This is a genomic window from Pectobacterium colocasium, from assembly GCF_020181655.1.
GTDB classification, from domain to species: Bacteria; Pseudomonadota; Gammaproteobacteria; order Enterobacterales; family Enterobacteriaceae; genus Pectobacterium; species Pectobacterium colocasium.
Map to the genome: position 1 here is coordinate 3,962,531 of NZ_CP084032.1, position 17,302 is coordinate 3,979,832.

The 17,302-nt window shown below is 56.4% G+C and carries 14 protein-coding genes; 7 read left to right on the forward strand and 7 right to left on the reverse strand.

The features are described from left to right. Positions 1-5: 5 nt before the first annotated feature. The 4 genes from LCF41_RS17940 to LCF41_RS17955 are packed head-to-tail and all read right to left on the reverse strand — an operon-like array spanning position 6 to position 5,689. A complete protein-coding gene (locus LCF41_RS17940; protein ID WP_225085732.1) occupies positions 6-1,001 on the reverse strand; it encodes a carbohydrate ABC transporter permease in 996 nt (331 codons plus the stop codon). A gap of 23 nt (positions 1,002-1,024) precedes the next feature. Beyond that, entirely contained in the window at positions 1,025-2,116 is a 1,092-nt protein-coding gene (locus LCF41_RS17945) for an ABC transporter ATP-binding protein (protein WP_225085733.1), read from the reverse strand. 2 nt (positions 2,117-2,118) lie between these two features. Continuing rightward, positions 2,119-3,225 carry a beta-galactosidase BglB gene (gene bglB / locus LCF41_RS17950; protein WP_225085734.1) on the reverse strand — a complete coding sequence of 369 codons (1,107 nt, stop codon included), beginning with the start codon at positions 3,223-3,225 and terminating at the stop codon, positions 2,119-2,121. 1 nt (position 3,226) lies between these two features. Beyond that, a complete protein-coding gene (locus LCF41_RS17955) occupies positions 3,227-5,689 on the reverse strand; it encodes a hypothetical protein (protein ID WP_225085735.1) in 2,463 nt (820 codons plus the stop codon). A gap of 453 nt (positions 5,690-6,142) precedes the next feature. On the opposite strand from LCF41_RS17955, the gene LCF41_RS17960 reads away from it, so the two are divergent. The 7 genes from LCF41_RS17960 (at position 6,143) to LCF41_RS17990 (ending at position 13,792) form a co-directional block, all read left to right on the forward strand. Further along, on the forward strand, positions 6,143-7,450 hold the full coding sequence (locus tag LCF41_RS17960) for an ABC transporter substrate-binding protein (protein WP_225085736.1): 1,308 nt from the start codon (positions 6,143-6,145) through the stop codon (positions 7,448-7,450). Next, complete coding sequence (locus LCF41_RS17965) at positions 7,447-7,998, forward strand: glucosamine kinase (protein WP_225085737.1); 552 nt, start codon at positions 7,447-7,449, stop codon at positions 7,996-7,998. Before LCF41_RS17960 ends, LCF41_RS17965 begins: the two co-directional genes overlap by 4 nt. Next, entirely contained in the window at positions 7,995-8,909 is a 915-nt protein-coding gene (locus tag LCF41_RS17970; RefSeq protein WP_225085738.1) for a glucosamine kinase nucleotide-binding domain-containing protein, read from the forward strand. Before LCF41_RS17965 ends, LCF41_RS17970 begins: the two co-directional genes overlap by 4 nt. Positions 8,910-8,927: 18 nt before the next feature. Continuing rightward, complete coding sequence (locus tag LCF41_RS17975) at positions 8,928-10,751, forward strand: metallophosphoesterase (protein ID WP_225085739.1); 1,824 nt, start codon at positions 8,928-8,930, stop codon at positions 10,749-10,751. A gap of 560 nt (positions 10,752-11,311) precedes the next feature. Then, complete coding sequence (locus LCF41_RS17980; RefSeq protein ID WP_225088217.1) at positions 11,312-12,022, forward strand: metal ABC transporter ATP-binding protein; 711 nt, start codon at positions 11,312-11,314, stop codon at positions 12,020-12,022. After that, positions 12,019-12,873: a metal ABC transporter permease gene (locus LCF41_RS17985; protein ID WP_225085740.1), complete on the forward strand. Its 855-nt coding sequence runs from the start codon at positions 12,019-12,021 to the stop codon at positions 12,871-12,873. The genes LCF41_RS17980 and LCF41_RS17985 overlap by 4 nt, the downstream gene beginning before the upstream one ends. Positions 12,874-12,913: 40 nt before the next feature. Beyond that, positions 12,914-13,792 carry a metal ABC transporter substrate-binding protein gene (locus tag LCF41_RS17990; RefSeq protein WP_225085741.1) on the forward strand — a complete coding sequence of 293 codons (879 nt, stop codon included), beginning with the start codon at positions 12,914-12,916 and terminating at the stop codon, positions 13,790-13,792. A gap of 63 nt (positions 13,793-13,855) precedes the next feature. Here LCF41_RS17990 and LCF41_RS17995 read toward each other — a convergent pair whose 3' ends face one another. The 3 genes from LCF41_RS17995 to dtnK form a co-directional block, all read right to left on the reverse strand. Further along, a complete protein-coding gene (locus LCF41_RS17995; protein ID WP_225088218.1) occupies positions 13,856-14,671 on the reverse strand; it encodes a DeoR/GlpR family DNA-binding transcription regulator in 816 nt (271 codons plus the stop codon). Between the two features lie 146 nt (positions 14,672-14,817). Then, positions 14,818-15,798, reverse strand: coding sequence for a D-threonate 4-phosphate dehydrogenase (locus LCF41_RS18000; RefSeq protein WP_225085742.1), 981 nt, complete (start codon positions 15,796-15,798; stop codon positions 14,818-14,820). Continuing rightward, a complete protein-coding gene (dtnK, locus tag LCF41_RS18005) occupies positions 15,791-17,119 on the reverse strand; it encodes a D-threonate kinase (RefSeq protein ID WP_225085743.1) in 1,329 nt (442 codons plus the stop codon). The genes LCF41_RS18000 and dtnK overlap by 8 nt, the downstream gene beginning before the upstream one ends. Positions 17,120-17,302 lie beyond the last annotated feature (183 nt).

Consider the following 17,302-nt stretch of genomic DNA (forward strand, 5'->3'; position numbering starts at 1 on the left):
CGTTATTATTTCCCTTCCAGCCGACGCGTCAGCAGGAACTGCAACGCCGTCAGAATCATCAGCACCACGCCCATCAACACCGAGGCCGCCGAGGCCAGCCCGTAGAGCGACGCGTTAGACGAAAAAGCGGTCTGGTAGATGTACTGCACGATAAAGCTGTTGGCCGTACCAGGGCCGCCGCCGTTGGTTAACACCCAGGCTTCATCGAAGATCTGCACGCTGTTGATGGTCAGCAGAATCACCACCACCAGAATGTTCGGCGCCAGCAGCGGCAGCGTCAGGCGATAAAAGCCGCGCCAGCGCGAGGTGCCATCCACCGCCGCAGCCTCATAAATATCACGCGGGATCGCCTGCAATCCGGCCAGCAGGATCAGGGTATAAAACCCAACGTGAAACCAGACGGAGACAAACACCACCCAGAAGCGCGACAGCATCGGATCGAGCAGGAAGGTAATCGGCTGCCCCCCCAGCGACGACAGCACCAGATTCAGCAAGCCGTTGCGGTTAAGGAACCACTGCCAAATCAACCCCACCACCACCGGAGACAACAGCACCGGATAGAAGAACATGGCACGGAAAAAACCACGGGCGATAATCTTGCGGTTGAGGATCAGTGCCGTCACCAGCGCCACCAGCAGCGTGCAGAGCACGTTGAAAAAGGTGAACGACACCGTGTTGTAGACGCCAGTCCAGAACAAATCCTGTTCACAGCTCGATGGCTCGGCGTAGTTGCCGCAGCTCAGCAGCGTGGCAAAGTTACCCACGCCCACGTAGGGGCGTTCCCACAGCAGAATATTGGTGCCGCCGGTAAAGGCGTAACACACCGCCAGCAGAATCGGAATAAAGACAAAAACGGCGAACAACAGCATATTGGGCGCGATAAAAAACCACGGCATCACTTTGCGGCCACCGAGTTTTTGTAGCAGATTCACCGCTTTTTCTACTGGCGTTACCAGCTTATCGATCAGCGATCCTGCGGGTAGTAAGGCAATCTTTCTCATGTCGTCCTCTCCCGTCGCGATAATTACTGCTCAGCACAGCGCGGCAATGTGTCATCCGTGTCGCCATCGAACAGATGGCAATACGCCGATGGGAAGCGGACGAACACCGATTCGCCCGCCGCGAACTCGCGGTGCTGCGCCAGATGGACGATCATCTCATCATCAATGCCGCCCATTCGCCCGTAGATGAAAGTCTCATGCCCCATCATCTCGCAGCGATCGACGCACAGCGCAATCCCCTCGCCTTCCGCCACCAGTTCACAGTGTGAAGGACGAATGCCGAGCGTAACGTTCTGACCGACCGTGCCAATAAACGGCAGCGCCAGACGATTGCCGGACGGGCACTGTACCTCGACGCCGTCCGCACGGGTGGCGACGATCTGCGCCGGGAACATATTCATGCGCGGTGAACCAATGAAGCCGGCGACAAATTTGTTTTTCGGCCGATTAAACAGTTCCAACGGCGTGCCAACCTGCTCGATACGCCCGGCGTTCAGCACCACAATGCGCTGCGCCATCGTCATCGCTTCCACCTGATCGTGAGTCACGTAAATCATGGTGGTGCGCAGTTTCTGGTGCAGACGGGACAGCTCGCCGCGCGTCTGCACGCGCAGCTTGGCATCCAGATTGGAGAGCGGTTCATCAAACAGGAACAGGTCGGGTTCACGCACGATGGCGCGACCAATGGCAACACGCTGCTGCTGCCCACCCGACAGCGCGCGTGGCTTGCGATCCAGATAGGGTTCCAGCCCCAACATACGCGCCGCTTCATCAATACGGCTGTTAATTTCCGCTTTAGGGAAGTGCAGGTTTTCCAGCCCAAACGCGAGGTTCTTACGCACCGAAAGATGCGGATAGAGCGCGTAAGACTGGAACACCATCGCAATCTTGCGCTCTGCTGGCGTGAGATCGTTCACCTTGCGCTGGTCGATCCACAGTTCGCCGCTGCTGATCGCTTCCAGTCCGGCAATCATGCGCAGCAGCGTGGATTTTCCACAGCCCGACGGGCCGACAAAAACCATGAATTCACCGTCATGAATCGTGAGATCCACGCCTTTGATGATGTTCACCGCACCGTAACTTTTGTGGACGTTTTTTAGTTCCAGACTCGCCATTGTCAGCCCTCGCAAACAGAATCTAACTGTGCCAATAACATCAGCATGACCAGCGCCTGCCCGTAAGGCACGGCAACATTGGGAATATCGCGATAGAACTGTAAGTCGTGTCCCATCGCCGTGCCGTCCGAGACCCCCTGCACCACGCCCTGTGCGTCAATCTGCGCCACCACGGCGGCATAGCCTTTTTCCAGCACGTCCTGCGGGAAATCGCGCAACATGCCCAACCGACGTGCCGTCAGAATACCGGCGATGAACCCCGCGCTGGCGGAGGTCTCCAGCGGCGAATCCGGGTCATCCAGCAACGTGTGCCACAAGCCGGATTCATGCTGACAGCGTGCCAGCGTGGTCGTTTGCTGCTCCAGAATCGCTTCCAGCGTGCGCAGTACCGGCGTGGACAATTCATCGTCCGCCAGCACCCGCATTTCCGGCAGCACCAGCGTGATCCAGGCGTTGCCGCGTCCCCAGAACGCATTGGCATAATGGTGGCGACCAACGAATGTCCAGCCGTGATACCACAGCCCACTGCGCACATCGGCCAGATAGCGGGCGTGCGTGACGAGCTGATATTCCGCTTCTTCGATCAGATCGCGGCGAGAGAGCAATTTCCCCGCGACCACCAGAAACAGGCCAGCCATGAACAGCGTGTCATCCCACAACTGCCCGGTGTTCGGGCGCTCTTTCACCGTGTGCTGGAAGCCGCCGTCCTCGGTTTTCGGCAGCGAGTGCAGCAGCCAGTCCGCCCAATCGCTCACGGTGTCACGCCACTGCGCGGGGGCATCCGGTTTGTCCTGACACAGCAGCGCCAGTACCAGCATCGGCGCCGTCGAGTTGATCTGGCGCGGCGGCAGCCCGGCATCCAGCTTTTGCTGATACCAGTTCGCCAGCGTCGTCAGCATGGTGTCGTCCTGCGTCAGATGCGCCAGCTTCCAAAAACCGTACAGCCCGACACCGACTTCCCAATCCCACTCTTCGAATTGAATCGTCAGCCCGGCATCCGGCGTGTCGTCCTGCGTCACGCTGTCGATCGCTTTCAGGCGGCAAAATGCCCGCGCCACTTGCGCCAGCAGTGCTTCGGTTTGTTGTCGGTTAAGTGAACCTGTCTGCATGTCATGGGTTTCCTGTGTTGAACTGCGGGACGACCGGGACATCGTCGGGAAAAATGAAAGGCTGCTGCGCTACGCTGAATCCTGCCGCGTGGCTAAAGGCCAGCTCGCCGTAATCGGGATCGTCGATACGCACGCCGTCGCTATCCTGTACCAGCGAACGCCCCCGGAAACGGGCAACGAATGCGGTGAATCCTTCTGCACCATCGCCGCTGTCTACGGCAACGAACCACACGTTCTGCTCGCCATATGCCCGTAGTTCGCCTTCCGCCTGCTGGCCTGCGCTCGCAAACGGCTGTAATCCGGCAGGATTATGGAAGGCGGCATAGCCATTGCCGCCGCGTACGAAGCACCAGACCGCGTCAACGATGACGTCATCCAGCGCGGTTTGCGGCAGATAGAGATGTGTCCACGGGCGGACATCCTGTTGCAAATCGAACACCATCAGCGCGCGGTTGCGATACTGCATCAGGTGCGGCAAACGCCCGTTCCCCGCCCAGTAAGACGGACGGTGCACACCATCAGGGCGATCCTCGCCGGGGTGATTCACCCACAGGCGGGCGGCATAGTGCGTGCCCAGCCGCACATCCAGCAGATGCTGCTGGTGCCCATGTTCACCGGGGTGATGATTGAAAACGGAAGAAAAGGCGACGTCGCGCTGCTTCCAGGCGATGATGCGGGCGCTGCGGTTCAGCCCCTGCACCCAGCGAGCTTCTGCCCCGTGCGGCAGTGACCAGTGCGCAATCCGATCCGTCGCTTCCGGCGGCTGATAGTCGCTCAGGCACAGCAGCGGCAGCGCGGCGCAGTGTGGAATCAGCCAGCCCTCACCCCACATCAGCGCACACAAGCCGGACAGCTCGGTCAACATGCCGGAGCGCAGCTCTTTATCGTAGGCGCGTCCCATTGTGCCAACCGCGACGCCGTTCTGATGCACCCACGCCGTCATCAGCATGATGCGGTCAATCACCACGCGAGATTTCTCGCGCAGATCGGCATCCTGCGCCAGCTCGTACAGGGCCACCAGCCCAATCAGGTCGATGGGGTAATAAGCCGCCGAATTCCACTCAACCAGCCCGTGTTCCAGAATGGAATCAAACCAGCGCGTCAGGCGTTCGTGGGCCATCGCCTGTTGCTCCAGACCACGGCGACCGCTGCACGGGAAAGTATCGTCAGGGAAGTTTTGCCCTGCCAGATACTGTGCAACGTGGAAACACAGGCAGTGGTTTTCACTCCAAAACCACATGGTGTCGTTGCCCGGTTCATCAATCCAGTAGCGGAAACCGAGAATGGCGCTGCGCACACGCCGCCAGTCCTGCGGCGGTAGCGCCTGCCCCTGATAGCGCTGCCACAGCCAAATCAGCGGCACCAGTTGGAAATCCGCACAGTCTTCACGGCGGCTGATTTTTTGCAGTGCGCTGTTGAGAATCGGCGCCGCAGCATCGTTGCCCTCACCCGTTGCAACAATCGCCAACAACCGCCCGAGGCGCTCAAAACCGTGTAACGCGGTATGGCGCAGTACCGCTTCACGCCGCGCCGCTAATGTCGGCAGCGCAGGCATCGTTTGTTCAGGCAAGCGCCCAAAGCTGAGGGTGCGCGTCAGCGTAATGCCGTTGCAGGTCGCCGCGCAGACCAGATCGTAATAACCCACCAGAACCGCAGGCAGATCCACCTGCCAGCCCAGATTACCCGCAGGCAGCGTCTGTTTCTGCTGCCATGCGGGGACGGATTCGTTGACGTTGCCAATCAGCCGATGCGCCATCGTCACGGATTCCGGCAGCGGCTGCGTGCTATTCAGCACCAGTACGGGCGGTTGGATCAGATTATTTTCCAGCGTCAGCCCATTTATCCAGCCATCCAGCGCGGTCAACTGTTCGCTGAGCGCTGCGTCGTCGTCAAGCTGCCAGCAGAGTGTGTCTTCCCCCTGATAGCACAGGCTAAACAGGTAATCAGTATCGCGCTCGCACAGCTCTTCGCTATGTACCACCAGCGTGTTCATCCCTGCTTTCAGCGACAGCGTGATAGCACAGGTTTGTTCGGTATTACGAGTAAAGGGCGTAAAGCGGGCAACCTGCTCGCCGTTCAGCCACAGCGTGACGCCGCCGCAAGTGCTGAGCGTAAAAGGGGCCGCCTGCGCGCTGTCGCTGTGAATCACGCAGCGGGCAAAGCGCTGAACGTGCACCGGACACGGCCAGAAATCGCTGAAATTCACGTTGCGGCTTTCATCGCCGCCGCTCCACATCAGCGGAAAGCGTAAATCGTCTGGCAACGTCACCTCACGCTTTGCTTCTTCCTGCAAAAAACGCACGCGGCAGGGCAACACGCCGACATCGACAAAGCCGTTAATAAAGCGGTAATTCACCTTATCCGGCAGCGTATCCGGCTCGGCGAAATAACGTTTTTCCGTCAATTCGGTAATCAAAAACCGATTAATGACGCCGTTCTTCTTTAATTTCCAACCGATATTCATACGGAATCCTGTTTACGGCTTTGACAAATAAAATAACGAAAATGTATGGCTGCACGTATTTGCACTTTCGCTGTGCGCACGCTGCCAATATTTAGGGCAACGCACCATTTTTTGCACCGTGACATCGCAATTAGAATGCAAATTTGCATTAAATTGTTATTTGCATTCATTTATTGACATTTCGCATTAATAAATAAGATTATCGCGTTTATATATGTGATTAATATCACAAAAATGCTTTATTTAAATCAACATTTAAAATATCTTTAACCTGCTTCACATAAATCAATCAGGGTTCTGTCCATGATTGCATGATGAAAATGACAGATGAATGCAAATTTGCATTAATAAGAAAACGGAATAACTCACAGCAAGAAAATAAACCCCGTTAACCGCGACAGGGTATTTACGTCATTAATCAAACATAAGATGTGCTCATCAACGGAGAGGTTTATGATGCGTTCCAACACCGCGTTATTTTTTTCCGCCCTTGCACTGGGGTTATTCAGCACCAGCGCGTTAGCCGCTAAAACGCAAATAACATTTTTATATAGTGACGACGATCCCGAATTAGTGCATTTCATGGAACAGAAAGTGAAAGCTTTCTCCCAAAGCAATGAGCGCATCGATGTGAATTTTGTTAGCACCGGCTATAACGCGCTGCAAACACAATTGCCGATGCAGTTGGCGGCGGGCTTAGGCCCGGATATTGCCAAAACCACGCAAATGGGGCTGCTCGGGTATACGCTGGATTTGCGCCCTTATCTGAAAGACCCTGCCGCCTTTGAGAAACGCTATAGCGCTGGCATCGAAAAGATCATGCGCGTGAAAGGCGTGCATAAAGCGGATGCGCTGCCGGGCTTTGTCGCGTCCTGGACGGCCGATCTGCCATTCGTTAACGTGACGCTGTTTGAACAGGCAGGCGTTCCTCTGCCACAGCCGGGCTACACGATTGATGATTTGATGAAAGCCTCGAAGCGGGTCGCGGAAAAAACCGGCGTACCTATCCCCTTCACCATCGACCGCAGCGGTTTCCGCTTCTCCGGCCCAGCCTACTCTTATGGCGCACGTTACGATAAAGACGGGCTGATCAACTTCCCGGACGCCGCGGCGCAGCAGTGGATTAAAGATCTAAAGCGCTGGTCGGATGAAGGCGTGTTCCCGCGTGAAATGTGGGGCGCGGCGGGCGGCGGCCAGTACAAGAGCATGGCGGACGATTTCGTGAACGGCAACATCGTGACCTACTTCTCCGGCAACTGGCTGTTGAACCAGTTCAGTAAGCAGATTGGCGACGGTTTTGACTGGAAAGTGCTGCCCGCACCTTGCAAAGAGAAGTGTATTTCGATGGGCGGTGCGACCTTTATCATGCCGTTTACCACCACCAAGCACCCGCAGGAAGTCGCCGAATTCATGGAATGGCTGGGCAGCGAACCGCTACAACGTGAGATTGCCGAACGCTTCAATATCATCGTCGGCGCGGATATCAGCGATCTGCACTACCAGACTAAAGATAAGCATGTGATCGATGGCCTGAACACCGCGCGCGAAGAGATCAAAAAGATCCCATCTTATGTCTTTGATTGGGAACGCATGGAAAGTCTGGGCGCGAACGAACTGTACCCCATCATCCTGACACGCTTTACCCAATACCTGAACGATCAGGTGTCGTTTGATGAGTATCTTCGCCTGACGTCAAACGATGTGAAGCGCCTCAACGAAACGATCGCGACCAATCAACAACAGCGGAAAAGCGCACCGTGAAATGGCAACTGAGGGAGATCGACATTGATGGCGATCGCCCCTTTGATCGGGCGCAGGAAAGTGCGTTGTGCGAACAGCGCTGGCCTGGACAACATCGCTATTTGCTCGTCACTGGCGGCTTTACCCGACTGCTGCGCTGGCATGACGGCCTCCTGACCTGTCGCGGCGGCGACTGCTTTCCTATCGGCACCCCGGCTAGTCTGTCGCGGCTGGGGCTGTGGGCGGTACAGGAGATGCTTCAGGCCGTGGAAGGCATCACGCCGCTTACGCCGCTCAGTGACGCGCTGTTCCTGCACTTCAATAAACAGGTCGATCGGGTTATCGACTGGTCAAAACAGGCGCAGGCCGCAGACTACACAACGCTCGGACACGTTGTGCTGGCACACCCGCAGGACGCGCTGGCGGTGCAACTGCTGACCCGCTGCGCCGACGAGCTGACCCTGCTACTTAACAGCCTGCCGGATTCGCCGCACGATGCGGTCTTTCTCAGCGGCGATCTGGCGGTAGCCTGCCTTCCCTATCTGGATTCAGGAGCGAGCACATCATGACAACATGGCTCTATGCTGGCGTGGATGGCGGTGGAACAGGCTGTCGGGCACGGATTTATCAGGCCGACGGCACGCCGCTCGGTCAGGGACACGGCGGTCGCGCCAACCTGCTGCTCGGCGTGGAAAGCGTGCGTCAGTCGGTGGACGATGCCATCGCACAGGCGTTGAAGCACAGCGGGCTGTCACTGGATGACGTATCCCGGCTGAAAGTCGGACTGGCGCTCGCCAGCGCGGAACATCGCGTCGCCTACGAGGCGTTTCTGGCGTTGCCGCATCCTTATACCGCTCAGGTACTTAATACCGATGCGCTGGGTGCCTGCCTGGCCGTCAATCAAGGAGAAGCGGCGGGCGTCGTCATTGCCGGAACCGGCTCCTGCGGGCTGGCGTGGCAGAATCAGACGATTACCGCTTACGGCGGTCATGAATTCCCGATTTCCGATCAAGGGAGCGGAGCACGCCTCGGGCTGGCGGCGTTGCAACATACCTACGATGTCCTGCAAGGCGGGTGCGCGCCGTCCGCGCTCAGTCAGAGCATCGACGATTACTTTTCCGCCAGCACAGCACCCGCGCAAGCCGCCAATACGCTTGAGGCATTCCAGACGTTTATCCAACAGGCGAAACCGGGCGACTATGCACAGTTCGCTCGCCGTGTATTTGACTGCGCTCAGCAGAACGATGCCGTTTCTCACGCGCTACTCGCGCAGACGGCTAGCGAAATCAGCCTGCTGTTGGCCGCCGTGGCGCGCCACGCCACACCTCGCTTATCGCTCATGGGCAGCATCGGCTTACATATTCGTCCCTGGCTGCCGGACGAGTGGCAATCCCAACTCGCCGCCCCGATGGGCGATGCGCTCGACGGCGCACGATTGATTGCCTGTCATGATTATGCGTTATACAGCCATCCGTTATAAATAATGCCGGAGACATCAATGACATCACTCACTCGCAGAACGTTCGTCAAGCTCGGCGCAGGCAGCGCCATTACGTTGGCTGGCGGCTTTTTTCACGCCAACGCCGATACGACCGCGCCCGCCGGACCGCTGCGCATTGCCATTATTTCGGATGTCCATGTCCACAATATCTATGGCAACTACGATTTTGACGGCCTGCCCGATGCGCAGACCGGAAAGAAGCTCACCATTCGCACCCTGAAAGATTCGGTCAATTCGACCCGTATCTTCAATGAACCCTACTTTGCGCTGCTGGCCGCGCTGGACGAACTGGCAAGACAGCAGGTGAAATACGTGGTGCTGTCCGGCGATTATTCTGATGATGGCCAACAGCCCACCGTTGAAGGTATTGCCGCTATCCTGACACAGTATGAGCAGCGTCACGGTATGCGTTTCTTCACCACCCCCGGCAACCACGATGTCAATCGCCCACAGGGCGATGACTCCTGGCAGAGGATGCTCAACGCCGACGGCAGCAGCACCATGCTGAGCAGCAAACCCGGCGTTAAGCTTGGCGACGCACAGTCGCTGATCGTCACCGCAAAAATGCAGGCACTCGGCTATGAACGCGGTCTACCGCTGATGAAGCCGTTTGGTTTCTTTAAACGCGACGACTTCCTGCACTGGGAAACACCGTTTGGCGACAGCGACGAACTCAGTAAACGCCAGTACCTCGCCCGATCACCGGACGGCAGCAAACAGTGGAACATTGTGGACGCGTCCTATCTGGTAGAGCCGGAAGCGGGATTGTGGCTGCTTTCCATCGATGCCAACGTGTATCAGGTTAAAGACGGCCCGGAGAAACGTGAAGGGATTGAAGGCTATTCCACCAGCAGCAATACCGGCTGGAATGCGCTGCTGACCGAGAAGCCGTTCATGCTGCCGTGGGTGAAATCGGTGGTACAGCGGGCGAAAGCACAGAATAAGAAGCTGTTGGTGTTTTCACACTACCCGCTGGTGGATTTTCTCGACGGTACGGTAGAGGACGAAAAACAGCTGTTTGGCAGCAACAGTTTCATTAAACGCACGCCGCGACCAGAGGTCGCCGAACAGGCGCTGGCAGCCGGAATCCGCCTGCACTTCAGCGGCCACCTGCACGTCAACGACACTGGCGTGTATCGCGGTTCACAGGGCACGCTGGTGAATGTCGCGGTGCCGTCGCTGGCCGCTTACCCGCCTGCCATGAAGCTGGCGACGCTGCATAGCGATCGGGTCGATATCGATACGCTGGTGCTGCGCAACGTGCCGCAGTTCAACCATCTGTTCCCGTTTTATCAGAAAGAGTTGGATCGCACTGGTGAGCCACTGGGCGACATTCTGAAAAGCCGCGATTATTACGACTTCCTGCATCATCATCTGGCGCTGCTGGTACGCCAGCGTTTTCTGGTAAAAGACTGGCCGGAAGATTTATCGCCTCTCATCAATACGCTGAACTGTGGCGATCTGCTGTGGATTGCCCAGCAACAGGATCCGCTCAGCGCCAAAACGCTGCCTGACGCCGCTGAGCGCAAACCAAAGGCGGTAGCAGGCACAGATGGGTTACAGGATATTTCACTGCTCACGCTGGTGACCGACTGGTATTGCCTGCGCAACGGCAGCGATCTCGCCTGGCAGGATATTCCGTCTGCGCGGGTGAAACAGTACCGAGCCCTGCTGGCGGCCTACACGCCAACAGCCACACTGCCGCCGGACAGCCTGCAATACCGCTTCGGCCTGATGCTAAAAATCCTCGCCGGTTACATCAACGATGAGCCTGCAACCCGCTTTGTGGTTGATATGCAGGGGAATTTCGTCACGGTGTGATGTGTTCACATGGTTGCCTTTTAGTCACATTGCTTGTGCACGGTTTCGTGCGCTTCAAACACCGTTCTCTTCATGCTACGTCATAGCACGCGCCCGACATAGGGGGCTACGCAAGCCCCCTATGAACCCCGGCTTTTGGCGGAAATTATGCCGCTAACGCGGTGCCTTCGGTGCCCATAACCGCTTTTCGAGCCGCCAGTGACGCGTTCCCTACGCGGCACTGGCTTTCGCGGCATCCATGCCGCTCACTCGGCGTTCATGTTCACCTCAGCATAATTTTTTACGCCGTGAAGAGAAAAGCCATCGCGATATGAGTTGACTGGTTTTTTTCAACAGTGCGGCGCACGAAATATTCCCCCAAACCCAATCCGCTTACATACTTTTTTACCTATTCCCTCTGTCGTTATCATTAAAAAATGATACGTTATAATATAACAATTTGATTTTTTACCGATGATAATGACAAGTTTTTACTCCCTCTCTGCGCTAAAGCGCGTGTTACTGGTTTTCCTGCTGTTGGTGCTGTTGTGGCTATTGGTCGGGTGGGCGGTGGTGTTGCCATGATTGCCCTACAGGAACTGGCCTTTGGCTATCGCCGTCAGCCGCCTCTCGCGACAATCAGCGGATGTTTCCACCAGGGGTCGCTGACGGCGATTATCGGCGCAAATGGCTGCGGAAAATCCACATTGCTGAAAACGCTGGCGGGTCTGCTGCCGCCGCTTTCCGGTTCATTCAGCCTCGGCGATGGCAGCAAGGATAATGCTATCGGCTATTTGCCGCAGCTCTCCGAATTCGATCGGCAATTCCCTATCAGCGTACGCGATCTGGTTCTCATGGGATCGCTGCCCCATCGTGGCCTGCTGCGGAGTATTCACGTCAACTGGCATCGCAAAGCCACTGATGCACTCGATGCCGTCTCTATGAAGGATTTCGCCGATCGGCATATTGGCGTCCTGTCCGGTGGACAGCTACAGCGCGTGCTCTTCGCGCGGCTACTGCTGACACAGGCTCCCATCATTCTGCTGGACGAGCCTTTTACTGGTATCGATAGCCATACCACGCTGGCACTCTTACAGATTATCGAGCAACTTCACGCCGAAGGCAGAACCATTCTGGCCGTTTTGCACGATCTGGAGCTGGTCGGTCAGCACTTCCCGAACATCTTGCATCTCACCCCGGACGGCCATCGCTGGGGAGAGGCGCAGCCCATATTGCATAGCCTGCGCCAGGCCGACAGCGATACGCCAACGCTCAGGATCGTCACGTCATGATGTTATTTCACCTGATCGCTTCTCCTTTTGCCGAATTCGGTTTTATGCGCCGTGCGCTGGTCGGCTGTCTGGTCATCACGCTGAGCGCCGCGCCGCTGGGCTGCTTCCTGCTGCTGCGACGCATGAGCCTGATTGGCGATGCGCTGTCTCACGCAGTCTTACCCGGCGTCGCTATCGGCTATCTCATCTCCGGGATGTCGCTGCTGGCGATGGGTATCGGCGGCTTTATCGCCGGGCTATCCGTCGCCATGATCTCCGGCTTCGTCACCCGCCACACGGAGTTAAAAGAGGACGCCAGCTTCGCCGGATTTTACCTCGGATCGCTGGCGCTCGGCGTCACGCTGGTGTCACTGCGCGGCTCCAGCGTCGATCTTCTGCATGTGCTGTTCGGATCGATTCTCGCGGTCGATCGCGCCGCGCTGATCGACATTGCGCTGATCGGATCCGCCTCCCTGTTGGTGCTGGCCGCTCTCTATCGGGCGCTGGTGATCGAATCGTTTGACGTGACCTTCCTGCGCATGTGTTCAGGACGCTATCGGGCGTTGATTCACGGCCTGTTTCTGTCGCTGGTGGTGCTGAATCTGGTCGCCGGATTCCAGCTGTTAGGCACGCTGATGACGGTCGGCATGATGATGCTGCCTGCCGCCAGCGCACGCTTCTGGACGCAGCGTCTGCCCGTCATGCTCGGCATTGCGGTGCTGCAAGGAATGGCCGCCAGCCTGATCGGCCTGCTGTGGTCTTACTATGCCGAACTGCCCGCCGGGCCCGCCATTATCCTGACGATTACGCTGTTTTTCTGTTTCTCGGTCTGTGTTGGTCACCACGGTGGGCTGTTACGCCAGCGTCGTTGACCGATGAATCTCGTTATCTGCAACTTTCTGTGAGGGAAAAATGAAACGTTCACTGTTAGCTATCGCGTTATCCGGCCTGCTACTTAGCCCATTGGCGATGGCAAAGAATCTTGATGTTGTCGCCAGCTTTTCCGTACTTGGCGATATGGTGAGCCATATCGGTGGCGATCGTGTAACCGTGACCGATCTGGTGAAACCGAATGGCGATCCGCATGAGTTTGAACCGTCACCGAAAGACAGCAAAACGCTGGCTCACGCCGATCTGGTTTTCGTTAACGGGCTGGGGCTGGAAGGGTGGATCGACCGGCTGGTCACCGCATCCGGTTACCGTGGCGACGTCGTGACGGCCTCAAACGGCATTGCCACCCGCACCATGGTGGAAGACGGCAAAACGGAAACCGATCCCCATGCCTGGAACAGCATGAGCAACGGTGTGGTCTACGCGCACAACATCGTCAACGCATTGGTAAAAGCCGACCCGGCGAATGCCGATTACTATCGTCAGCAGGGCGAAGCCTACATCAGGCAGCTACAGGATCTGGACAGCTACGCGAAGAAAACCTTTGCCACGATTCCACCAGAAAAGCGTAAGGTGCTGACTAGCCATGACGCGTTCGGCTATTTTAGCCAGGCCTACGGTGTGAAGTTCCTGTCACCGGTGGGCTACTCTACCGAATCGGAAGCCAGCAGCAAAAAAGTAGCCTCGCTGATTAAGCAAATTAAACAAGAGAAAGTGAAAAGCTACTTCATTGAAAACCAGACCGATGCGCGTCTGGTGAAACAAATCGCCGATGCCAGCGGCGCGAAGCCCGGCGGTGAACTGTACCCTGAAGCCCTGACCGACGCCTCGGGCCCCGCCGCAACCTATACGGCGGCGTTTAAGCACAACGTCGATACCATTGCCGCTAGCATGAAATAAATCATATTAGCCAGCACACAGAGTATCAGGAAAGACAGCGCCACGGATGGCACCTCGTTTCACTTACACCAGCGTCAGATTGAACGTTTTCCCTTTCAGCTGCACCTGCACCTCGGGTGCCAGCGCGCTATCGGTGATGATGTCGGTCAACTCAGACAGCGGCGTCACGCAAAACAGCGAATACGCGCCGTATTTGCTGCTGTCGGCCAGCAGTATCCGGCGGCTGGCATTCACACCGAGATCTTGCTTCACGCCCGCTTTTTCTTCCGTCGGCGTGGTGATCCCTTTATCCAGGCTCCACGAGTTGCAGCTAATGAACGCGATATCGGGGTAGATACTGCGTAACAGACGACGGCCATGCTCACCAATACAGGACTGGCTGCTGTCATCAATACGCCCACCGATAATTGTCACTTCAATCTGTTTGAACTCAGACAGGAACAGCGCAATTTGCAGATCGGCAGTAATCACGCGCAGCGGCAAATGCGTCAGGTGACGCGCCAGCTCCAGCATGGTCGTTCCCGCATCCAGTACCACCGCACTGCCCGGTTTGACCAGCGTTGCGGCATAGCGAGCTATCGCTTGCTTCTCCTGAAGACTGCGCTGTAATTTTTCATTCGTGGTCGGCTGGGAAGGAATAAAACGATTGAGCGTCACGCCGCCATGACTGCGGCTAATCACGCCTTGCTCATCCAGTTTGATTAAATCACGACGGATCGTCGCCGGAGAAGCGTCGATCACGGACACCAGCTCATCGACTGTCACCAGATTATGGCTTTTCAGATAATCCATAATCTGATCAAGACGGCTCTGGCCTCTTACTTTATCCCCGCTCATGCGGAAAGCATCGGTTAATGTAGGATCCACGGCGATATCCATCTTGCTGTTGTTAAACTCTCTATTCTTGATTGCAGGATACCAGAAACCTTCCCAAACACGGGAAGGAAGATATCCTGCAATGCGCACTGTATCGCGTTTTATTCGCTTACAACACCATGTCATCAACGGTGATGAGTTAGCCTGAATCAGGCCAGCTGCATCGCGAGCTGAATAGAGATCGCCATACTTTCAGACTTCGCTTTACCCGTCCAGGCAATGTCAAACGCCGTGCCGTGGTCAGCAGAGGTGCGGATGAACGGCAAGCCGGCAGTGATGTTCACCCCATCATAGAAGCCCAGCAACTTGAGCGGAATGTGTCCCTGATCGTGATACATCGCCACCACCATGTCGTACTGGCCTTCATACGCCTGCAAATAGACGGTATCCGGCGGGCACGGGCCATAAACATCAATGCCTTTGGCCTTCATGGCTTCAACCGATGGCGACACGATGGTGATCTCTTCGTCACCAAACAGGCCGTTCTCGCCCGCGTGCGGGTTAACCCCGGCAACAGCGATACGCGGGTGGGTAAAACCGACGCGCTTGAGGAAAACATCCGCCATCTCGATCACCGTTTCCACGCGATCGCGGTTCAACGTATCCAGGAATTTACGCAGCGCGATGTGCGTTGAAACATGAATAACCTTCAACTTATCGGTATACAGCACCATCGCGTAGTCACGGCTGTTGGTCAGCTTAGCCAGCAGCTCGGTGTGGCCCGGATAAATATGCCCCGCAGAGTGCAGCGCTTCTTTATTCAGCGGCGCGGTCGCAATCGCGTGGACCTCACCCGCCATCGCCAGCGCCGTCGCTTTCTTGATGCAGCGATAAGCCAAATCGCCCGCCTGTGCCTGAACGACACCAGGCTCCAGCGCCTGAGGATCTTCCAGCGGCTCATCAATGATGTTGATAACACCCGGCGCGAAGACCGCATCGGCAGGCTTATCAATGATTTTCAGTTCGACGGCGGGCACCACATTCAGCGCCAGAATACGTCGCATCGTCTGTACGCAGCCCACCACCACGGCAGGCGCGCCGGAAAGCTCGCCTTCGGCCAGAGACTTGATAATAATTTCCGGTCCAATCCCCGCCGGATCACCCATGGTTACCGCAATAATTTTACTCACTGACCTTCTCCTCAATAAAACGTAAAACGTCGAGCAAAGTAGTTTCGTTGCCAAAACCCCCCGCTTTAGTCATCACAGGGGTCGTGCCGACAACGCTGTTCAGCAGGTATCCCCAGGGCACACAGGATGCGATTTGCCCTTTAATCTGAAAGCCGGTCGCGCCCAGTGCGGTTGCCACAGCAATCGCAATGTCACCACCGGATAAATACAGCCCACCCGGCAGACGCCGGTTCGTTCTGTCCGCTGTCAGGCTGTCTAGCGCCTGAACAATGCTGCGCGTAAGTTCCCCCAGATAGTGGCTGATCGTTTCGCCAAGCTGCTGTCGGCTAAGCCCAAGCTGCTGGCACCGCGCATCGATTTCGAAGCGCTGATTTTCGTTGTGACAGGTACGAATAATGCAATGGTGGCCGTTCATCAGCGCGGTTACCGCCTCTTCACACTGGGAGGCCATGACGGTGGATGAATGGGATGAAAAGAGCGCGTTGATATCGATCTCAACCAGCGTGACATCGCTGCGCAATCTGACGGTCGCAATCTGTTTTTGAGCAATATCGCTCATTGACCCAACGACAGCCAGCAGCGGCTTCTCCGTTTTGCGCGTAAAGTCCTGCGCGTTTGCCAGCGCTTCGCTCAGGCCAGCCGAACCGACCAGCAAGGGGCGAAACGGTAACGCTCTGACGGCGTCAACGATATGCGCCAGATCGTCCTGCACATCCGTATCAAGAATAATCAGACGTACGCCCTCATCCGCCAACTGCTGCAAACGGTGAGCTAAATTGGCCTGACGAACGTCATCAAGGTGTATTTCCGCCACCGGTAAAGCAGTTTGCTCCGCCAGACGGGCCGCAATAGACGCCGAGGCCACTGGCGTTTTGGGATCGCTGGCAAATTCCGTGTCGGTAAGCAAACGACCATTTACCCAGACCTCGCCTTTGCGGGTCACGCGTCCCAACGTCGGCGACGCAGCCGCAATCAACGCAATGGGTATCCCGGTGGCAAAAAGAGCAGCGGTCACTTCTGCACCCAGATTCCCACGCAGCGTCGAATCAATTTTCTTAACAATCCAGCCCTGACCACCGACGGTCAACCATGCTTCAACCGCTGCGGTAGTACGCTGGAATGCTGTCTCTTCACTCACCGCACGGCTATCGGTGTTAATCACCACCGCGTCACCCAGTAAATCCGCATGCAGTTTATTAACGTCAAAGACGACGCTAACCCGCGCGCCATGCTGCGCCAGACCGACGCCCGCATCATTGGCGCCCGTAAAGTCATCAGCGACCACTAATACCTGTTCTGCTGATTGCTGCACGTTCGACATACTCCATCCCCGGTTCATGATTACCTGACAATGATTATATTGAATCACGTTTGATTATATGTGAGCAATATCAAATTATTTAAAAGGAATTTCACCTATAAATTATCACCACGATGTGGCAAATGGCGTTTAGGCGCGATGGGAACCACGTCATTTGACTGAAAGTAATCACCATCGCAACCA

Excerpts from the sequence above, each read along its gene's own strand:
- LCF41_RS17995 (WP_225088218.1), bottom strand. The coding sequence starts at position 14,671 with ATGGATATCGCCGTGGATCCTACATTAACCGATGCTTTCCGCATGAGC.
- LCF41_RS17980 (WP_225088217.1), top strand. The coding sequence starts at position 11,312 with ATGATTGCCCTACAGGAACTGGCCTTTGGCTATCGCCGTCAGCCGCCT.
- bglB (WP_225085734.1), bottom strand. The coding sequence starts at position 3,225 with ATGCAGACAGGTTCACTTAACCGACAACAAACCGAAGCACTGCTGGCG.
- LCF41_RS17960 (WP_225085736.1), top strand. The coding sequence starts at position 6,143 with ATGATGCGTTCCAACACCGCGTTATTTTTTTCCGCCCTTGCACTGGGG.
- LCF41_RS17940 (WP_225085732.1), bottom strand. The coding sequence starts at position 1,001 with ATGAGAAAGATTGCCTTACTACCCGCAGGATCGCTGATCGATAAGCTG.
- dtnK (WP_225085743.1), bottom strand. The coding sequence starts at position 17,119 with ATGTCGAACGTGCAGCAATCAGCAGAACAGGTATTAGTGGTCGCTGAT.
- LCF41_RS17955 (WP_225085735.1), bottom strand. The coding sequence starts at position 5,689 with ATGAATATCGGTTGGAAATTAAAGAAGAACGGCGTCATTAATCGGTTT.
- LCF41_RS17945 (WP_225085733.1), bottom strand. The coding sequence starts at position 2,116 with ATGGCGAGTCTGGAACTAAAAAACGTCCACAAAAGTTACGGTGCGGTG.
- LCF41_RS17975 (WP_225085739.1), top strand. The coding sequence starts at position 8,928 with ATGACATCACTCACTCGCAGAACGTTCGTCAAGCTCGGCGCAGGCAGC.
- LCF41_RS17970 (WP_225085738.1), top strand. The coding sequence starts at position 7,995 with ATGACAACATGGCTCTATGCTGGCGTGGATGGCGGTGGAACAGGCTGT.
- LCF41_RS17990 (WP_225085741.1), top strand. The coding sequence starts at position 12,914 with ATGAAACGTTCACTGTTAGCTATCGCGTTATCCGGCCTGCTACTTAGC.
- LCF41_RS17985 (WP_225085740.1), top strand. The coding sequence starts at position 12,019 with ATGATGTTATTTCACCTGATCGCTTCTCCTTTTGCCGAATTCGGTTTT.